Genomic DNA, 16,488 nt, shown 5'->3' with positions numbered 1-16,488 from the left:
ACCCGTACGCGAGGACCCCGGCGCGCCTCACAGGAGGGGCGCCGGGGTCCTTCCGTACCCGGATCAGGCCGCCGCGACGACCTCCGTCAGGCGGCCGTCGGTCATCGTCACCGTGCGGTCCATCCGCTCCAGGTGCGCGTGGTCGTGCGTGACCAGGACGGTGGCCGTCGCGCGCTCGCGGGTGAGGGTGACCAGCAGGTCGAGTATGGCCGCGCCGCGCTCGTGGTCCAGGGCGCTGGTGGGCTCGTCGACCAGCAGCACGGCGGGCTCGTTCATCAGCGCGCGGGCGATGTTGATCCGCTGGCGCTGACCGCCGGAGAGCTGGTGCGGGCGCTTGTCGGCCTTGTCCGACAGACCGACCGCGTCGAGCAGCTCCAGGGCGCGGCCGCGCAGCTGCCGGGAGGGCCGCCCCGAGAGGTGGGCCATCACCTGGAGCTGCTCGGCGGCGGTCAGCGAGGCCAGCAGGTTCGGCTGCTGGAAGACGATCCCGATCCGCTCTCGGCGCAGCCGCGCCGTGTCGGCGGCGCCGAGCGTCGCGGTGTCCTCCCCCGCCACCACGACCCGGCCCGAGTCCGGGGTGACCAGGGTGGCCGCCACCGCGAGCAGGCTGGACTTGCCGGAGCCGGAGGGGCCGACCACCGCGGTCAAGGTGCCCGCCGGGACCTCCAGGTGCACCGCGTCCAGAGCGGTGAGCCGGGTGTCGCCGTCCGGGTAGGTGAGCGTGACGTCGTGGACGAGGAGGGTCATCGGGCGCTCCCGAGGGCGGTCAGCGGGTCGACGGCGGTGATCCGCCGGATGGACAGGGCCGCCCCGACCGCGCCCAGCGCGATCATGATGGCGGCGGGGACCAGGACGGTGGCGGCGTCCAGGACGAAGGGCACGGCGCCACCGCTGATCAGCACGCCGAATCCGGCGGCGAGCCCGGTGCCGAGGCCCGTACCGACGGCGAGCATCACCACGGCCTGGCCGAGCGCGTCCTTCAGCAGGTACGGGGTGGAGGCGCCCAGGGCCTTGAGGACGGCGACGTCCCCGCTGCGCTGGATCGTCCAGACCGTGAAGAAGGCCCCTATGACGAGGGCGGAGATGACGAAGAGGAACCCGCGCATCAGCTGGAGCGAGCCGTTCTCCGCCTGGTAGGAGCCGATGGCGCCGAGCGCCCCGTCGATGGTCTCGCTCTTGCTGGCGGAGGCCTTGTCACCGGCCGCCCAGTCCACCTCCCCGCCGGAGCCGAGGGCGACGACCGTCGCCAGGGTCTCCATGGAGGTGCCGGGGCCGCCGATGCGCTGCCAGTCGTGGAGGTCCATCCACACGACCGGGGTGTGACTGTAGGAGGCGGTCCCGGAGACGGCGCCGACAGTGAGCTCCAGCGAGCCGATCCGGAGCTTGGAGCCGGCGCTCAGGCCGCCGAGTTCCTTGGCGGCCTTCTCGGTGAGGACGACCCGGCCCTGGCCGAGGGCGGGGGCCGTGCCCGCGCCCTTCGGGGCGAGCCGGCCGCCGGGTTCGACGCCGAAGACGGAGACGGCCGCGGTGCGCTCTCCGGCGGCGGCGTTGGTGGTGCGGATGCCGAGCGGGTCGGCGGACGTCACGCCCGGCTGCCCCCGCCAGGCCCGCCAGGCGCTCTCGGGGAGCTGGGAATTGGTGAAGGACACCTTCTGGTCACCGGCGGGGGCGGCGAAGGCGAGGCGGGTGGCGGGCAGACCGGTGATGGCCGAGATGTTCTCCCGGGCCAGTCCGGAGGTGAGCCCCGACAGCAGGCCCACGAGCAGCGTGATCAGCACCACCACCGCGCCCATCAGGGCGAAGCGGCCTTTGGCGAACCGGAGATCTCTCCATGCGACGAACATGCTTCCCACCTTGGTCTTCGGCGCGGGCCCAGGGCATCGCGCCACGGGAGGGATCCTGGTATCGAAGGGAGCAGGGCGACATCAAACTTTTGGTTGACCGGGGCCGGGCGGGGTCGATCTACGCTGGTCGGGCCATGGAATCCGCCCGTACCACCCGCCCTTTCCGGCCTTCGCGGCCGGGCCCCCGCCCGACGCCGGCCACCGCGGTCGCCCGCGCGCTGACGCCCGTCTCCCGGGTGCTGCGGCTGTGCCTGCACGCCCTGCTGTTCGGGCTGCTCGCCCTGGCCGCGGGGCGCGCCGTGACCGGTTCCGCGCCCCGCGCGGGGTGGGTGATCGCCGCGTGCGCGGTGCTCGCCGCCGTGTACGTCGCGGGGGTACGGGCGCCCGTCGTGCACCGCTCGGCGCGGGCCGGGGCGCTCTGGCTGGCGGGGCTCGGCGCCGCCTGGGCCGGGCTGCTCGTGGTCTCCCCCGACGGGCTGTGGATCGCCTTCCCGCTGTACTTCCTCGAGCTGCACCTGCTCCGGCTGCGCTGGGGGGTCGCGGCGGTCGCGCTGACCGCGTGCGCGGCGATCGGGGGCTTCCTGGGGCACAGCGGCACGGTGACCCCGGGGGCATTCCTGGGGCCGCTGCTGGGCGGCGCCGTGGCGGTGGCGACCGTCCTGGGCTACCAGGCGCTGTACCGGGAGAGCGAGCGCCGCCGCGAGCTGATCGAGGAGCTGATCACCACCCGCGCGGAACTCGCCGCGGCCGAGCGGGGCGCGGGCATCCTGGCCGAACGGGAGCGGCTCGCCCGCGAGATCCACGACACCCTGGCCCAGGGCCTCTCCTCCATCCAGCTGCTGCTGCGCGCGGCGGAACGCTCCCTCGGTGACGGACCGGCGCCGGAGGGATCCGGGCCCGGGCTCGCCGACGGCCCGGGCGACGAGGGCCGGGCGGCCGCGCTCGGGCACATCGCCCGGGCCCGGGAGGCCGCCCAGGACAACCTCGCCGAGGCCCGGCGGTTCGTGCGGGCGCTGACCCCGCCCGACCTGGAGCACGGCTCGCTCGCCGCCGCCCTGGAGCGGCTGTGCGTCGGCGCCCCGGGGGTGCGGGCCCGGTTCTCGCTGAGCGGGAGCCCGGCCGTCCTGCCGACGCCGTACGAGGTGGCCCTGCTGCGCATCGCCCAGTCCGCGCTGGCCAATGTGGTGCGGCACGCGGGGGCGGGGCGCGCCGAGCTCACCCTGACCTTCATGGAGGCCTCCGTGACCCTGGACATCGTGGACGACGGCCGCGGCTTCGACCCCGCGGCGGCCCGCTCCGGCGGGGGCGGGGGCGGCTTCGGGCTGCCCGCGATGCGTTCGCGCGCCGAGACCCTGGGCGGCATCTTCACCGTGGAGTCCGCGCCGGGCCAGGGCACCGCCGTGGCCGTCACCCTGCCCCTGCCCGTGGAGGCCCCCTGATGACCATCCGGCTGCTGCTCGCCGACGACCACCCGGTGGTCCGGGCCGGGCTGCGCGCGGTCCTGGACACCGAGCCCGGTTTCACGGTGGTCGCCGAGGCGGCGACCGCCGAGCGGGCGGTGGAGCTGGCCGCCTCGGAGCCGGTGGACGTGGTGCTGATGGACCTCCAGTTCGGCGCCGGGATGCACGGCTCCGAGGCCACGGCGCTGATCACGGCCCGGCCGGGCGCCCCGCGGGTGCTGGTCCTGACGACGTACGACACCGACGCGGACATCCTGGCCGCGGTCGAGGCGGGCGCCTCCGGCTACCTCCTCAAGGACGCGCCGCCGGAGGAACTGGCCGCGGCGGTGCGGACGGCGGCCGCCGGCCAGTCCGCGCTCGCCCCGGCGGTGGCGCTGCGCCTGATGGACCGGATGCGGACCCCGGCGGAGGCGCTGACGAAGCGGGAGCTGGAGGTCCTCCAGCTGGTGGCCGACGGGCTGTCGAACCAGCAGATCTCCAAGAAGCTCTTCCTCAGCCAGGCCACCGTGAAGTCCCACCTGGTCCACATCTACGCCAAGCTCGGCGTGGACTCCCGCACCTCGGCGGTGGCAGCGGCGAACGCCCGCCGCCTCATCCGCACCCCCTGAGAGGCCCCGGGGGCCGGGCGGGCGGGTCAGGCCACCCAGTGCGGGCGTTCCACCGCGGGGGTCAGCGGGACGCCCTCGTGGAGGGCCGTGGCGAGGCGGCGTACGGCCTCGTCCAGGCGGTCGGCGGGGAGCGTGTACGGGATGCGCAGGCGGTGTTCGAAGGTCCCCGGGTCCACCCCGAAGCGGGCGCCGCGGCCGATGTGGACCCCGCCGGCCCGGGCGCGTTCGGCGAGGGCCGAGCCGACCGGCTCGCCGAGGTCCACCCACAGCGAGAGCCCGCCGGGCGGCAACTTCCACGACCACTCCGGGGTGTGCCGCTGCAGCGAGGCGACCAGCGCGGCCCGCTGCTCGCGCAGCCGCGCGAGCCGCTCGGGCAGCGCCCTGTCGAGGCCTTCCAGCAGGGGCAGCGCGACGAGCTGGTCGAGCACCGAGCCGGTCATGTCGGTGCTGACGCGTACGCTCGTCAGCTCGGCGATCATCTTCGCGGTGGCCCGGATCCAGCCGACCCGGAGCCCGCCCCAGTGCGTCTTGCTCAGCGAACCGATGGTGACCACGTGGTCGGCGCCGCCGCGCGGGGCGAGCGAGGCCATTGGCGGCGGCGCGGGCACGTCGAGGGCGATGTCGGCGATGGTCTCGTCGACGAGCAGCCAGGTCCCGGTGCGGCGGCTGGCGGCCAGCAGCCGCAGCCGCTGGTCGGGGGGCATCAGGGCCCCGGTGGGGTTCTGGAAGTCGGGTATGACGTAGGCCAGCCGCGGCACGGTCTGGCGCAGGGTGGACTCGGCGATCTCCATGTCCCACCCGGCGTCGGAGACGGCGATGGAGGCGGTGCGCAGCCGGGCGTGGCGCAGGGCGTCGAGGGCGTTGGCGTAGGTCGGGTTCTCGGTGACCACCCGGTCCCCGGCCCGGCAGAGCAGGCTGGTGACGAGCGTGAAGGCCTGCTGGGCGCCCGAGGTGACCAGGATCTGCTCGGGCCGGGTGGGCAGGCCGCGGCGGGTGAAGCGCTCGGCGACGGCCGCGCGCAGGTCGGGCAGGCCGAAGGGGTGGTAGCCGGGGGTGCGGGCCAGGGCGGGCAGCCGGGCCGCGGCTCGCCCCAGGGCGTCGGAGAGGCTCGCGCCGGGGGCGCCCATGGCGGCGATGGCGAGGTCGATGCCGGGGTCCCCGTCGGCGCTGTAGCCGCCCGCGCCGAGGAGGGCGTGGGCGCCGACGGGCACGTGGCCGTCGGGGAGCTCGGTCCAGGTGCCGGATCCGCGGCGGCTGCGGACGTATCCGCTCTCGCGCAGCAGGTCGTAGGCGCTGGAGACGGTGGCCCGGCTGGCGCCGACCGCTTCGGCGAGGTCGCGTTCGGCGGGGAGACGGACGTGCAGGGCGATCCGGCCGTCGAGGATCAGGGTGCGGACGGCGTCGGCGAGGGCGCGGTAGCCGGGGCGGGCGCGGACGTCCGCGGGCAGCAGAGCCGTGAGCTGCCGACTGCCGAGGGCCCTGTCCGCCGTCTGGACGACTCGCTCGTTTGCCATGCCAACCTCCCCCGATTGGCTCTGCCTGCCAGGCCAATCGAGGTCCAGACTCTCGGTATTGGCCCCCGATTGGCAAGGACGTACCGAAAATGCTGACCGACCGCGACGAACGCGCCCTGGTCCTGGCCACCGAGAACCGGATCTCCTCGCCGCCGCGGATCGGGGCCGCCCTGGCCGCCGTCCGGACCCTGCTGCGCTCGGCCCGCCCGGCTCCGGGGAAGGGCCGGGAGGGAGAATCGGAGGCATGTCAGACTCCGACTCCTCAGGCGTCCCGGCCGCACCGGCTCCCCACGGCTCCGCACCGCTCGACCCCGCGCCCGGTGACCCCGCTCCCCGCGACTCCGCGCCCGGCGGCCACGCCCCGGCCCCGGTGATCGCGGGCCTGCTCCTCGCCGCGGGCGGTGGCCGGCGGCTCGGCGGGCGGCCCAAGGCCCTCCTGCCCCACCGGGGCCGCCCCCTCGTCGAGAACGCCGTCCGCGTGCTGCGCGAGGCGGGCTGCGCTCCGGTGCACGTGGTGCTGGGCGCCTCGGCGGACGAGGTGCGCGAGCGGGCGGACCTCACGGGCTGCGTGGTGGTGGAGAACCCGGACTGGGCCGAGGGCATGGGCTCGTCGCTGCGGGTGGGACTGACCTCGCTGGCCGGTACGGACGCGGCCGCGGCCCTGGTCTCCCTGGTGGACCAGCCGGGCATCGACGCGGAGGCCGTGGCCCGCGTCCGGCGGGCCTACCGCTCCCCCGCGAGTCTGGTCGCGGCGGCGTACGAGGGCGAGCGCGGCCACCCGGTGCTCTTCGGGGCGGACCGGTGGGCGGACATCGCGGCGACGGCGACCGGCGACCGGGGCGCGCGGGTGCACCTCGAGCGACACGCCGACGAGCTGGTCCTCGTGGAATGCGCGGACGTCGCCGAGCCCTTCGACATCGACACGCCCCCCGACCTGGCACGTCTCGGTTGAGCAGGGTGTGACCGTCGTGGCACCCAGGGCCACCGGAGGCCGGAATCTGTCGACCCAGAGAATCTCGACATCAACAAACCATTGAACTTCCACCATGAGGAAATTACTATCCACTGGTCAGAAGCGCCCTGAACCACAAACGGCGCCCGCGACCGTTTCACGGAACTCTCTCCAGTCAGCGGCACTGCGTGCCGCAGCGCGAGCATTCCCCCGCGGCCGCCAGGCACCGCCGCTGAAGGAGTGACAGATATGTCCGCACCAGCGCCGTCCCCGCTGGCCATCGTCGATGCCGAGCCCCTGCCCCGGCAGGACGAGGTCCTCACCGAAGCGGCCCTCGCGTTCGTGGCCGAGCTGCACCGGCGGTTCACCCCCCGCCGTGACGAGCTGCTCGCCCGCCGCGCCGACCGGCGCGCCGAGATCGCCCGTACCTCCAGCCTCGACTTCCTCCCGGACACCGCACAGGTCCGCGAGGGCGACTGGAAGGTCGCGCCGGCCCCGGCCGCGCTCAACGACCGCCGCGTGGAGATCACCGGTCCCACCGACCGGAAGATGACCATCAACGCCCTGAACTCGGGCGCCAAGGTCTGGCTCGCGGACTTCGAGGACGCCTCGGCTCCCACCTGGGAGAACGTCGTCACCGGCCAGCTCAACCTGATCGACGCCTACGAGCGCCGGATCGACTTCACCGACGCGCGCACGGGCAAGTCGTACGCCCTCAAGGACGCCGACCAGCTCGCCACCGTGGTCATGCGCCCGCGCGGCTGGCACCTGCAGGAGCGCCACCTCCAGATCGACGGCCGCCCGGTCCCCGGCGCCCTCGTGGACTTCGGCCTCTACTTCTTCCACAACGCGCGGCGCCTGATCGACCTCGGCAAGGGCCCGTACTTCTACCTGCCGAAGACCGAGTCCCACCTGGAGGCGCGCCTCTGGAACGAGATCTTCGTCTTCTCGCAGGACTACGTCGGCATCCCGCAGGGCACGGTCCGCGCGACCGTCCTGATCGAGACGATCACCGCCGCGTACGAGATGGAGGAGATCCTCTACGAGCTGCGCGACCACGCGGCCGGCCTGAACGCGGGCCGCTGGGACTACCTCTTCTCGATCGTGAAGAACTTCCGTGACGGCGGCGAGAAGTTCGTCCTGCCCGACCGCAACGCGGTGACGATGACCGCCCCGTTCATGCGGGCGTACACCGAACTGCTGGTGCGCACCTGCCACAAGCGCGGCGCGCACGCCATCGGCGGCATGGCGGCCTTCATCCCGTCCCGCAAGGACGCCGAGATCAACAAGGTCGCCTTCGAGAAGGTCAAGGCCGACAAGGACCGCGAGGCGGCCGATGGCTTCGACGGCTCCTGGGTCGCCCACCCCGACCTGGTCCCGATCGCCATGGCCTCCTTCGACGCGGTGCTCGGCGCGCAGCCGAACCAGAAGCACCGGCTGCGCGAGGACGTCTCGGTGGCGCCCGGCGAGCTCATCGCGATCGACTCCCTGGACGCCCGCCCGACGTACGAGGGCCTGCGCAACGCCGTCCAGGTCGGCATCCGTTACATCGAGGCGTGGCTGCGCGGCCTCGGCGCCGTCGGCATCTTCGGCCTGATGGAGGACGCCGCGACCGCCGAGATCTCGCGTTCGCAGATCTGGCAGTGGATCAACGCGGGCGTCGTCTTCGAGAACGGCACCCTGGCCACCGCGGACCTGGCCCGCGAGGTGGCCGCCGCCGAACTCGCCGCGATCCGCGCCGAGGTCGGCGAGGAAGCCTTCGCGAACGGGAAGTGGCAGCAGGCCCACGACCTGCTCCTCCAGGTCTCCCTCGACGCCGACTACGCCGACTTCCTGACCCTCCCCGCGTACGACCAGCTCACCGGCTGACCCGTCCCGGCCCTCGACTGACTCGCACAGCAGCCGAACCCCCGACGGTCACGAAGGTCCGGCCCGGTACCCCCAGGTACCGGGCCGGACCTTTTTCACGTTCCGCCCCACCGCCCGCGGTCGCCGCCCACCAGGCAAGACCGAACGTACGGTCGGGCGTTACCTCATCGTAATCTGCGGCTACCTAGCGGTAACAACGTGTGGCGTGTCACCTTTCCGACTGCCACCGGCCGGCGGTACCCCCACTTACACAGCCATACACCGGAGTTGTCCGCGACTTCGGCGTGGCCGACCGCAGGAGTTCCGCAGTGATCGGATTCCGCACCGTCAGCAAGACCCGGACCGCCCGTCGTGTGCGACGACTGGCCGGGGCCGGGCTCGTCCTTCCGCTCGCCGTCAGCGCCCTACTGGCGGGCGGGGCCGGGACCGCCGCCGCCGGCCCGGGGAACGGACCCAGCGCCGTGGTCTCCATGGGCGACAGCTACATCTCCGGCGAGGGCGGCCGCTGGAAGGGCAACAGCCTGACCAACAGCGGCAATCGCACGGGCACCGACCGCGCCTGGGTCAGCGGCAGCAGCTACGACCCGTCGAAGGTATACGGCGCCACCGCCAACGGGTGCGACCGCTCGGACTCGGCCGAGATCCGCAGCGCCGGTCCGATCGCCGATGTCGCGATCAACCTGGCCTGCTCCGGGGCGGTCACCGACAACGTCTTCCGCGCCTCCAACGGCGGCGTCTCCTTCAAGGGCGAGGCCCCGCAGGCCGATCAGCTCGCCGGGGTGGCCGCGACGAACAACGTCAAGGTCATCGCACTGTCCGTCGGCGGCAACGACCTCGGCTTCGCCGACGTCATCCAGGAGTGCGCGTACGACTTCGTGCTCTGGGGCTCCTACTGCTACGACGACCAGCAGGGCGTCGTCGACCAGAAGATGGACGGCGTCATGGCCAAGGTCGGCAAGTCGGTCGACGAGATCCGTGCCGTGATGCGCGGCGCCGGGTACGCCGACTCCTCGTACCGGATCGTGCTGCAGTCCTACCCGTCGCCGATCCCGCGCGGCGCGGAGAACCGCTACACGCAGAGCGACTGGAGCCGCCTGAACACCGGTGGCTGCCCCTTCTGGAACAAGGACTCGGACTGGGCCCGCGACTCGCTCGTGCCGCAGATCGCGAACCGGCTGAAGGCCGTCGCCTCGGCCAAGGGCGCGCAGTTCCTGGACCTGCGGGACATGATGCAGGGGCACGAGGTCTGCGCCAAGGCGAGCCAGCTGGTGACCACTGCCGCTCCCGCGTCGGCGAAGACGAGCGAGTGGGCGCGCTGGATCGACAGCAGCCAGACCCAGGGGCCGATCCAGGAGGACATGCACCCGAACTACTTCGGGCAGCTGGCCGCCGGGCGCTGTCTCTCCCTCGTCTCCGCGCAGCCCGCGAGCAGCGGCTTCGGCTGCCGCAACACCGCAGGGAGCGACCAGAACGGGATGTACCTGACCCCGGCTTCATAGGACCCGGGGGTGATCCGTGGGTGATCCGTGGGTGATGTCGTGATCATTCGGCGCTCTCGTGCCTGCCGGTCACGACATCACGCCGGCCCCGGGCGGTCCAGCTCGGCCCGCACGTCGACCGCGTCGGGGTGGCCGAGGTCTTCGAGGGTCACGAGCGCGCGGAGCCGGTGGGCCCGGGCTTCGGCGCCGTGGCCCTTGCCCTCGAAGGCGCCCGCGAGGATGCGCGCGGTGGCGGCCTCACTGAGGCGGTTGCCGAGCTCCTCGTGCAACGCGAGCGCCTGGGTGGCGAAGCGGACCGCTTCGTCGAAGTGGCCCAGGGAGAGGTGGGCGTCGGCAAGCTTGTCCAGTACCAACGCCTCTCCGTAAGCACGGCCGAGGTCACGGAAGATCGCCAAAGACCGCTGCAGGCAATCGATCGCTTCGCCTTCGCCGAGATAGCGCCCCAGCGCGCTGTACGCGGGGGCGATGTTCTCCAGGGAGTGGGCGGCCAGAGCGGCGTCGCCGCTGCGTTCGGCGGCGTCCAGCGCCTGGCCCAGCTGCTCGATCGCCTCGTCGTGACGACCGAGCGACACCAGGCAGTCCCCGATGCTGTTCAGGCACCACCCTTCGTCCTCGCCGGTCTCCCGGCTGATGGCGAGGGCCTCCCGGTTGCGCCGCAGGCTCTCCTCGTACGACCCGCGATAGGAGAGCGCCGCCCCGAGGGACCGCAAGGTGATCGCCTCGGCATGCGCGTCACCCAGGTGACGGGCGGCGGCGACAGCCGTCTCGGAGGCCGTGACCCAGTCGGTGGTCGGCCGTCGCAGCTGGAAGAAGGACCTGAGGGCGATCGGCAGCTGCCAGGCCACGACGTGCTCGCCCACCTCGGCGGCCTGGCGGCAGGCCGCGAGGAGATTCGGGAACTCCGTCTCACACCAGGCCATCGCCGCGGCGCGGGACGGGAAGACGATGGTCAGCGCGGGTGGCGGACGGTCGCCGGGCGTCCGGTCGAAGGGCGCCGGCCCCCTGCGGACGTCGAGCCGCGCGGCCGCCTCCTCGGCTGTGAACAGGTACCAGGTCAGCAGCCGCCGGAGAGCGGCCGAGCGCTCCTGCCGGGAATCCTCGGACGCGCGCTCGCGGGCGTAGTCGCGCAGCAGGTCGTGGAACCGGTAGCGATCCGGGCCCGCCGACTCGAGGAGATGCAGCCCGGCGAGCCCGCCGAGGACGCGGGCGGTCTGACCCGGCGGGAGTCCGGTGAGGGCCGCGGCTGCCGGCACGCTGATCTCGGGACCTGAAACCAGTCCGAGAAGCCGAAAGGTCCGCGCCGCCGTGGGGGGAAGCTCGCGATAGGACCAGGAGAACACTTCCCGGATCGCCGTCGTCTCGTCGTCGTCATAGGTGGTCAGGAAGTCCAGCCGCCGGCTTCCGGAGTCGAGTTCGCCGGCCAGGGCCGCGATGGGCACCTGCGGATGGAGCGCCGCCCGCTCGGCCGCGATGCGCAGGGCCAGGGGAAGGTGGAAACAATGGCTCGCCAGCCGGGCGGACGCCTCGGGTTCCGCGTCGACGCGTTCCCCGCCCAGGATGGAGCGCATCAGCTCGGTCGCGTCCTGTGGGGCGAGCGGGCCGATGACGATGCGCCGGGCCCCCTCGCGGACGACGAGACCGGACAGCTGGCTCCGGCTGGTCACCAGCATCAACGACCCTGAGGTGCCGGGGAGGAGGGGACGCAGCTGGGCGGCGCCGCGCGCGTTGTCGAGAAGGATGATCAGGCGTCGCCCGCTGACGACGTGGCGGTACAGGGCCGCCCTGGCGTCCAGGTCCGGCGGGATGGTGTCCGGAGGCACGTCCAGACTCACGAGGAAGTTCTGCAGGGCCTGGTGGGGGGTGAGCGGAGGGCCGACGTCGTAGCCCTGGAGGTTGAGGTAGAGGTGACCGTCCGGAAAGCGGTCGCGCACGGCGTGGGCCCAGTGGATGGCGAGCGCCGACTTGCCCGCTCCCGCGGCGCCGACGACGGCCGCGATCAGCAGGGTGGCCGGGTCGCCGGTGCCGGAGGCCGCCAGGAGCGCCTCGAGCCGCGCCAGTTCGGCCGTCCTGCCCACGAAATGGGTGGGCCTCGGGGGTAGTTGACGAGGCACCGTCGCCGCGGTGGGGCGTCCGGTGTGGAAGTGCACGCCACCGAGGATCTGCCGTGCCTGGACGACGTTGTCGGCGGTACCGGGAAATTCGTTGTGCGAGCCGCTGGATGGATGGGGATCAACACGATCTGTCATGACGCCGCATCAATCGTCCGGAAGCCGGGGATCCAGCGTACGGGGGCGCGCGGAACGCTGTCCACGGCCATGCCGAAGCGGACCATTGCAGTCCAGTTGGTCGCGCCGCGGGTGCCATTGACACGCTCGGCCGCGACCCGTTCCATGAAAAGGCTCCCGGTACCACGACCGTAGGAGGCTGCACGTGCATGCGGTGTCCGGCGGTGACAGGGGGGCGGCTCTCGGGCTGCGGCCGTCCGTTCTGGTGATGCAGCCGACGACCTTCTGCAATCTCGACTGCAGATACTGCTACTTGCCCGACCGGTCGAAGCGCCTCGACATGCCGGCCACCGTCAACCGCGCCGCCGCCGGGGCCGTGGCCCGCTGGAGGGACTCGGGGCACCGGGTCGGGGTCCTCTGGCACGCGGGAGAGCCGCTCACGGTCGGGGTCCGGAAGTTCGACGAGCTGCTCTCCGACTGGCCCGACGGCACCGCTCATCAGATCCAGACGAACGCGACCTTGATCGATGAGGCCTGGTGCGATCTGTTCGACCGGTACCAGGTGCGGGTGTCCGTGAGCGTGGACGGGCCGGGGGACATGAACGCGGGCAGGGTCACCCGCGGGGGCGGCCCCGCCTGGCGGAGGATCACGGCCGGGATCGCGGTGCTGCGGCGCCGGGGGATCCCCTTCCACGTGCTGTCCGTGGTGCGCGATCCCGCGCCCGGGGCCGCCCGGTCGGTCTACGCCCACGCCTGCGCCATCGGGGCGGAGGTCCTGGGAATCCTGCCCGAGGAAACGAAGGGCTCCCATGGCGAAGGCTCCTCGGCGGACAGGGGCGCATGGGTGGCCTTCTTCGCCGAGCTGTTCACGCAGTGGCGGGCGCACCCCGTGGTGCGGCTGCGGGAAGTCGAGTCGGTGGCGAACTGCTACGGCGCGGTGCGATCGGGGATCACCGCGGCGGAGGTCCTGAGCATGCCCGTGGAGCCCATTCCCACCGTGGCGTACAACGGGGAGGTGACGGTCATGTCCCCGGATCTGGCGGGCTTCCGGCATCCGGAGCACGGGGCCTTCACGGTGGGCAACGTAGTGCGGCGTCCCCTTGAGGAGCTGCTGGGCGGGGCGGGCTCGGTTCCCTGGGTCCGCGAGGCCCTCGCCGGTGTGGACGCCTGCCGCCGGACCTGCCGCTATGCCGTCGCATGCGGCGGCAGCTGGCCGGCGAACAAGTTCTTCGAGCTGGGGCGGCTCGACGGTACCGAGACGAATTTCTGCCGGAACCTCCACCAGGCGAAGACCGAAGGAGCGTTACTGTGTCATCCCTGAGCTGCGAACACGTCCCGGAACGGACCATCGAGGACGCTCTGCTCGCGCATGCGGACCACCTCGAATGGCTGATGCGTCCGATACCCCGGGGCAGCACTCCGTCCGATCGCGACGGTGGCCTCGTCTTCCACGCGTTCCAGTCGATGAGCCAGACGTGGGGCCACCCCGGCGCCTGATCACCCCCGGGCCTGATCACCTCCGGGCCTGATCACATCCGGGCCTGATCACATCCGGGAGAAGGCACCCCGCGGGAAGGCGCCGGCGAAGACCAGGGCGCTGGACGGATCCCGGCGGCCCTCCATCGAGCCGTCGTGCAGCGCGAGTCCGGCGGGCAGCACGACCAGCTCTCCCACCGCCGTCGTCCAGACGGCACACACGAGGTTCGACACCTCGTCCGGATGTCCGGCGAGGAACTCACGGAGCTGTTGGGTGGTCGGTACGTTCCGGCCGTCACCGGGGCTGACCCTGTCCGACAGATGGAGGGCGGACATGTTCAGTGCGAAGACCAGTGACCGGGTGCCCGGCCCCAGGTTGTGAATGACGCGCCGCTCCGCGCACGCGACCCGAACGTCGCGGGCATAGCGCTCGCCTTCACCCCGGCCGGTCCAGGCGTTGTCGTAGTGCATGCCCACCCAGCGGGCTGCAGCGGGCTCCGAATACCGGGCGATGCGCGGGTCCATCACGGTGGTGGTCCGCGTGCCGCCGCGCGCCGTGAGCACATCCACCAGCCGTCCGGCGTGCGGGCCGAGCGCGTAGCGCGCACCGTGGTGGGGTACGAAGTCCGGCCGGGCGGCCTCCTCCGAGGCGGCAGCCACCACCCGGTGCTGGGAGCCGCCCAGTCGGCCGAAGCCGACGCACAGGCCCGCGGGGGTCCCGGGATCCGCCAGGAACGGTGTGATGCGCCGGAGCCGCCCGGCGGTCAGCGGCACCGGCGCGTCCGGCACGATCGCGTCCTTCACGAATCCCCCGTGCGTCACCTCTTCCGGCGTCGCCAGATGGACGCCGCACACCGACAGCCGATGCCGGTGCGTCCGCAGCCACCCCTCCGGGCAGTCGAGCCTGATCGACCTGTCGTCGACCCGCAGGGAGTCCAGGCTTGCGTCCACAGCACCCGTACTCATGTCCATCCCATGTCCTCGCGGTCGGCAGCGGATGACTACCCGCGGGGCTCCTTCACCACTCCGAGGCGGCCAGAAGGCGCTACTTTGAAGGGTCGGAGAGGGAAGGGGAAGCCCATGTTCGACGCGTCGACAGCGCAGGCGGTGGCAGCGGTGGTGACCGCGGCCGCGACGGGCGCCGCGACCGAGGCCGGGCGCGAGGCGTGGACGTCGCTGCTCCGGCTCGCACGGCGGGCCGCCCGGCGCTCACCCGGAACACCCGAAGAGGATGTGCTGCCCGTAGACCCGCGGGATCCGGCTCAGGTCCGGAGGCTCGCCGGGCTCGTCCTCGAGGAAGCGGCGCGGAACGACGATTTCGCGGCGGCGTTGGAGAGTTGGACGGATGCCGTCAGTACCCGGCTGGGGCTTGGTCCGCGGACGAGCGGCGTGCACAACGAGGTGGCGGGCAACGCCCGCGCGACCACGGTGATTCAGGCGGACACCGTGAACGGCGGGATCAGCTTCGGACAGGGGTCGCCCTAGGACGTGTTGTGAAAGTGCTGGTCGCAGCCATTCGTTGATGGCTGCGGCCAGCACGCGCCGTCGCCGGTCACCGGCACGGCCCTCTTGGCGGACCGCATGCGGAGCCGGGAGCCCGGACCGGCCGTCAAGCGACCGGCGCCTCCGGCACGGACCCCGTGCCACGCAGCTCGGCCCAGGCGGCACGCATGACGGCGATCTCGTGGTCCATGTCGTACCCCTCGTTGTTCACATGCAGGAGCAGCTTGCGCCTGCCACCCGCCAGGTAGGCGTACGCGACGGCCTCGGGCAGGAACGCGCTCAGATCAGCCCCTCTCAGCGGCTCGGACCTGATGTCCTGGACCTCTTCCCAGGCCAACCGGCGTGTGCGGCTGATCCCCCGGATGCGGATGCCGGTGCGGTCCACCAGAGTGCCTGATCGTGGCACACGGACGGCGAACACCGCCAAGAGCAGCGGGATGAGGACGCTCAGTCCGAGCTTCATCCAGGAGGGGAAGATCTCCTCGGTCCATAGAACGAACAGCAGCAGGGCCGTCTTGGCGACGAGGACGGCCAAGACCGCGTTCCTACGTCACGGCGTCGTCCGCCACACCGCTGCGGAGCGCGGCGACGGCGAACGCCACCGACGTGGCCAGCAAGATCAGCGCGATCGGCCCCCAGATCGCCGGGATCGCCCAGATGGGCCAGCCGCGGCTCGCCTGCGCCCACAGCGTCAGGAAGGCCGTCAGGCCCAGGGCGACGCTGTGCCACCGCACCGCCGCCGCCGCGAGCGCGTGCCGGCGGTCGCGGCGGCGGATGAGCCCCCACAGTGATCCGACGAGGGCGGTCAGGCCGAATGAGACGCAGGCGAGCGCGCCCCCGAGCCGGTCAGCGGGCCACCCCAGCGGGCTGAACGTCGTCTTCTGTCGCCGCCCGTCGGCGTCCCGCACCTCGACGACCCGCCCGTGCCAGATGACGCCGTGGACCGCGTCGCCCGGTTCCATTTTCGATACGACCGGATCGGCGTCCTGGAAGGTCACCGTCCAAGGCTTGCCGTTCGGCAGCGCCAACTCCGCCTTCGGCTCATCGCCTTTGCCGCTCCGGTGCACGTCCGCCCGCCGGACGCTGAACTCCTGATCCCATACGCATGCCGACGCCTCCACCGGCACGGAGGCACACACCGGCGAGGCCCGGAACTCATGCTCCCGCTCGAGCGCTCCGCGGACTTCGAGCGCCGACACCACCCCCGCCAACAGCGCCACAAGAGCGATCACCACCCAGACCGCGAGCTGCATCGTCTTCTTCTGCACCGGCCCCCGCCTGCCCCTCGTTCCCCCGCGGACCCCTGTCCCGTCGGTCCGCCCATTGGAGCACGCCGGCCGATCACCACACAGGGAGGTCCTGGCAGTCCGTCACGACACGTACCTGCCGCGGCGGTTCGAGCAGCAGCTTCCACCTCGCCGTCGAAGCTCCTCCGGGGCGCCGTTACGCGCATACGGCGGTGGGGGGGGGGGCCCCCCCCCCCCGGGGGGGGGGGGGGGCCCCCCGGCCGGGCGGGGGCCCGCCCCCCCGGCCGCGCG

At 72.7% G+C, this 16,488-nt stretch carries 15 protein-coding genes; 8 read left to right on the top strand and 7 right to left on the bottom strand.

Annotated features, from left to right (window positions below):
* Window positions 1–63: 63 nt before the first annotated feature.
* Window positions 64–747 (bottom strand): ABC transporter ATP-binding protein, encoded by a 684-nt coding sequence (locus tag ABT084_RS23660; protein WP_351047303.1) that lies wholly within the window; start codon window positions 745–747, stop codon window positions 64–66.
* Window positions 744–1,844 carry an ABC transporter permease gene (locus ABT084_RS23655; protein ID WP_351047301.1) on the bottom strand — a complete coding sequence of 367 codons (1,101 nt, stop codon included), beginning with the start codon at window positions 1,842–1,844 and terminating at the stop codon, window positions 744–746. The genes ABT084_RS23660 and ABT084_RS23655 overlap by 4 nt, the downstream gene beginning before the upstream one ends.
* 134 nt (window positions 1,845–1,978) lie before the next feature.
* On the opposite strand from ABT084_RS23655, the gene ABT084_RS23650 reads away from it, so the two are divergent.
* Together ABT084_RS23650 and ABT084_RS23645 are read left to right on the top strand one after the other, a co-directional pair.
* Entirely contained in the window at window positions 1,979–3,283 is a 1,305-nt protein-coding gene (locus ABT084_RS23650) for a sensor histidine kinase (protein WP_351047299.1), read from the top strand.
* A complete protein-coding gene (locus ABT084_RS23645; protein ID WP_351047296.1) occupies window positions 3,283–3,912 on the top strand; it encodes a response regulator in 630 nt (209 codons plus the stop codon). Before ABT084_RS23650 ends, ABT084_RS23645 begins: the two co-directional genes overlap by 1 nt.
* A 26-nt stretch (window positions 3,913–3,938) precedes the next feature.
* Here ABT084_RS23645 and yczR read toward each other — a convergent pair whose 3' ends face one another.
* On the bottom strand, window positions 3,939–5,426 hold the full coding sequence (gene yczR, locus ABT084_RS23640; RefSeq protein WP_351047293.1) for a MocR-like transcription factor YczR: 1,488 nt from the start codon (window positions 5,424–5,426) through the stop codon (window positions 3,939–3,941).
* 244 nt (window positions 5,427–5,670) lie between these two features.
* Here yczR and ABT084_RS23635 point away from each other — a divergent pair, with 244 nt between their 5' ends.
* The 3 genes from ABT084_RS23635 to ABT084_RS23625 all read left to right on the top strand — a co-directional run bounded on the left by ABT084_RS23635 (window position 5,671) and on the right by ABT084_RS23625 (window position 9,746).
* Window positions 5,671–6,378 carry a nucleotidyltransferase family protein gene (locus tag ABT084_RS23635; protein WP_351047291.1) on the top strand — a complete coding sequence of 236 codons (708 nt, stop codon included), beginning with the start codon at window positions 5,671–5,673 and terminating at the stop codon, window positions 6,376–6,378.
* A gap of 249 nt (window positions 6,379–6,627) precedes the next feature.
* Window positions 6,628–8,247, top strand: a complete 1,620-nt coding sequence (gene aceB, locus ABT084_RS23630) for a malate synthase A (protein ID WP_351047289.1) — start codon at window positions 6,628–6,630, stop codon at window positions 8,245–8,247.
* A 308-nt stretch (window positions 8,248–8,555) separates the two neighbouring features.
* Window positions 8,556–9,746 (top strand): SGNH/GDSL hydrolase family protein, encoded by a 1,191-nt coding sequence (locus ABT084_RS23625; RefSeq protein ID WP_351047286.1) that lies wholly within the window; start codon window positions 8,556–8,558, stop codon window positions 9,744–9,746.
* A gap of 77 nt (window positions 9,747–9,823) precedes the next feature.
* On the opposite strand, the gene ABT084_RS23620 is transcribed toward ABT084_RS23625, so the two are convergent.
* On the bottom strand, window positions 9,824–11,992 hold the full coding sequence (locus ABT084_RS23620) for a tetratricopeptide repeat protein (protein ID WP_351047283.1): 2,169 nt from the start codon (window positions 11,990–11,992) through the stop codon (window positions 9,824–9,826).
* 247 nt (window positions 11,993–12,239) lie between these two features.
* On the opposite strand from ABT084_RS23620, the gene ABT084_RS23615 reads away from it, so the two are divergent.
* Complete coding sequence (locus tag ABT084_RS23615; RefSeq protein ID WP_351047280.1) at window positions 12,240–13,292, top strand: radical SAM protein; 1,053 nt, start codon at window positions 12,240–12,242, stop codon at window positions 13,290–13,292.
* Window positions 13,280–13,468, top strand: a complete 189-nt coding sequence (locus tag ABT084_RS23610; RefSeq protein ID WP_351047277.1) for a hypothetical protein — start codon at window positions 13,280–13,282, stop codon at window positions 13,466–13,468. Before ABT084_RS23615 ends, ABT084_RS23610 begins: the two co-directional genes overlap by 13 nt.
* A 48-nt stretch (window positions 13,469–13,516) precedes the next feature.
* Here the strand turns inward: ABT084_RS23610 and ABT084_RS23605 are convergent, their stop codons facing one another.
* Complete coding sequence (locus tag ABT084_RS23605) at window positions 13,517–14,413, bottom strand: hypothetical protein (protein ID WP_351047274.1); 897 nt, start codon at window positions 14,411–14,413, stop codon at window positions 13,517–13,519.
* Between the two features lie 114 nt (window positions 14,414–14,527).
* On the opposite strand from ABT084_RS23605, the gene ABT084_RS23600 reads away from it, so the two are divergent.
* A complete protein-coding gene (locus tag ABT084_RS23600) occupies window positions 14,528–14,932 on the top strand; it encodes a hypothetical protein (protein WP_351047271.1) in 405 nt (134 codons plus the stop codon).
* Between the two features lie 124 nt (window positions 14,933–15,056).
* On the opposite strand, the gene ABT084_RS23595 is transcribed toward ABT084_RS23600, so the two are convergent.
* Together ABT084_RS23595 and ABT084_RS23590 are read right to left on the bottom strand one after the other, a co-directional pair.
* The gene (locus ABT084_RS23595) at window positions 15,057–15,485 is read right to left on the bottom strand and encodes a PH domain-containing protein (protein ID WP_351047268.1); all 429 of its coding nucleotides are present in this window, start codon (window positions 15,483–15,485) and stop codon (window positions 15,057–15,059) included.
* A gap of 10 nt (window positions 15,486–15,495) precedes the next feature.
* Window positions 15,496–16,218, bottom strand: a complete 723-nt coding sequence (locus ABT084_RS23590) for a hypothetical protein (protein ID WP_351047265.1) — start codon at window positions 16,216–16,218, stop codon at window positions 15,496–15,498.
* Between the last annotated feature and the right edge of the window lie 270 nt (window positions 16,219–16,488).

Source organism: Streptomyces sp. NPDC002138 (assembly GCF_040296485.1).
Classification (GTDB): Bacteria; Actinomycetota; Actinomycetes; order Streptomycetales; family Streptomycetaceae; genus Streptomyces.
The sequence above is the reverse complement of the archived record's forward strand: the minus strand, read 5'-3'. Positions and strand labels throughout refer to the sequence as shown.

What these genes read in the sequence shown, in the direction of transcription:
- ABT084_RS23650 (WP_351047299.1), top strand. Translation starts at nt 1,979, where the DNA reads ATGGAATCCGCCCGTACCACCCGCCCTTTCCGGCCTTCGCGGCCGGGC.
- aceB (WP_351047289.1), top strand. Translation starts at nt 6,628, where the DNA reads ATGTCCGCACCAGCGCCGTCCCCGCTGGCCATCGTCGATGCCGAGCCC.
- ABT084_RS23645 (WP_351047296.1), top strand. Translation starts at nt 3,283, where the DNA reads ATGACCATCCGGCTGCTGCTCGCCGACGACCACCCGGTGGTCCGGGCC.
- ABT084_RS23615 (WP_351047280.1), top strand. Translation starts at nt 12,240, where the DNA reads ATGCAGCCGACGACCTTCTGCAATCTCGACTGCAGATACTGCTACTTG.
- ABT084_RS23655 (WP_351047301.1), bottom strand. Translation starts at nt 1,844, where the DNA reads ATGTTCGTCGCATGGAGAGATCTCCGGTTCGCCAAAGGCCGCTTCGCC.
- ABT084_RS23635 (WP_351047291.1), top strand. Translation starts at nt 5,671, where the DNA reads ATGTCAGACTCCGACTCCTCAGGCGTCCCGGCCGCACCGGCTCCCCAC.
- ABT084_RS23660 (WP_351047303.1), bottom strand. Translation starts at nt 747, where the DNA reads ATGACCCTCCTCGTCCACGACGTCACGCTCACCTACCCGGACGGCGAC.
- ABT084_RS23600 (WP_351047271.1), top strand. Translation starts at nt 14,528, where the DNA reads ATGTTCGACGCGTCGACAGCGCAGGCGGTGGCAGCGGTGGTGACCGCG.
- yczR (WP_351047293.1), bottom strand. Translation starts at nt 5,426, where the DNA reads ATGGCAAACGAGCGAGTCGTCCAGACGGCGGACAGGGCCCTCGGCAGT.
- ABT084_RS23605 (WP_351047274.1), bottom strand. Translation starts at nt 14,413, where the DNA reads ATGAGTACGGGTGCTGTGGACGCAAGCCTGGACTCCCTGCGGGTCGAC.
- ABT084_RS23620 (WP_351047283.1), bottom strand. Translation starts at nt 11,992, where the DNA reads ATGACAGATCGTGTTGATCCCCATCCATCCAGCGGCTCGCACAACGAA.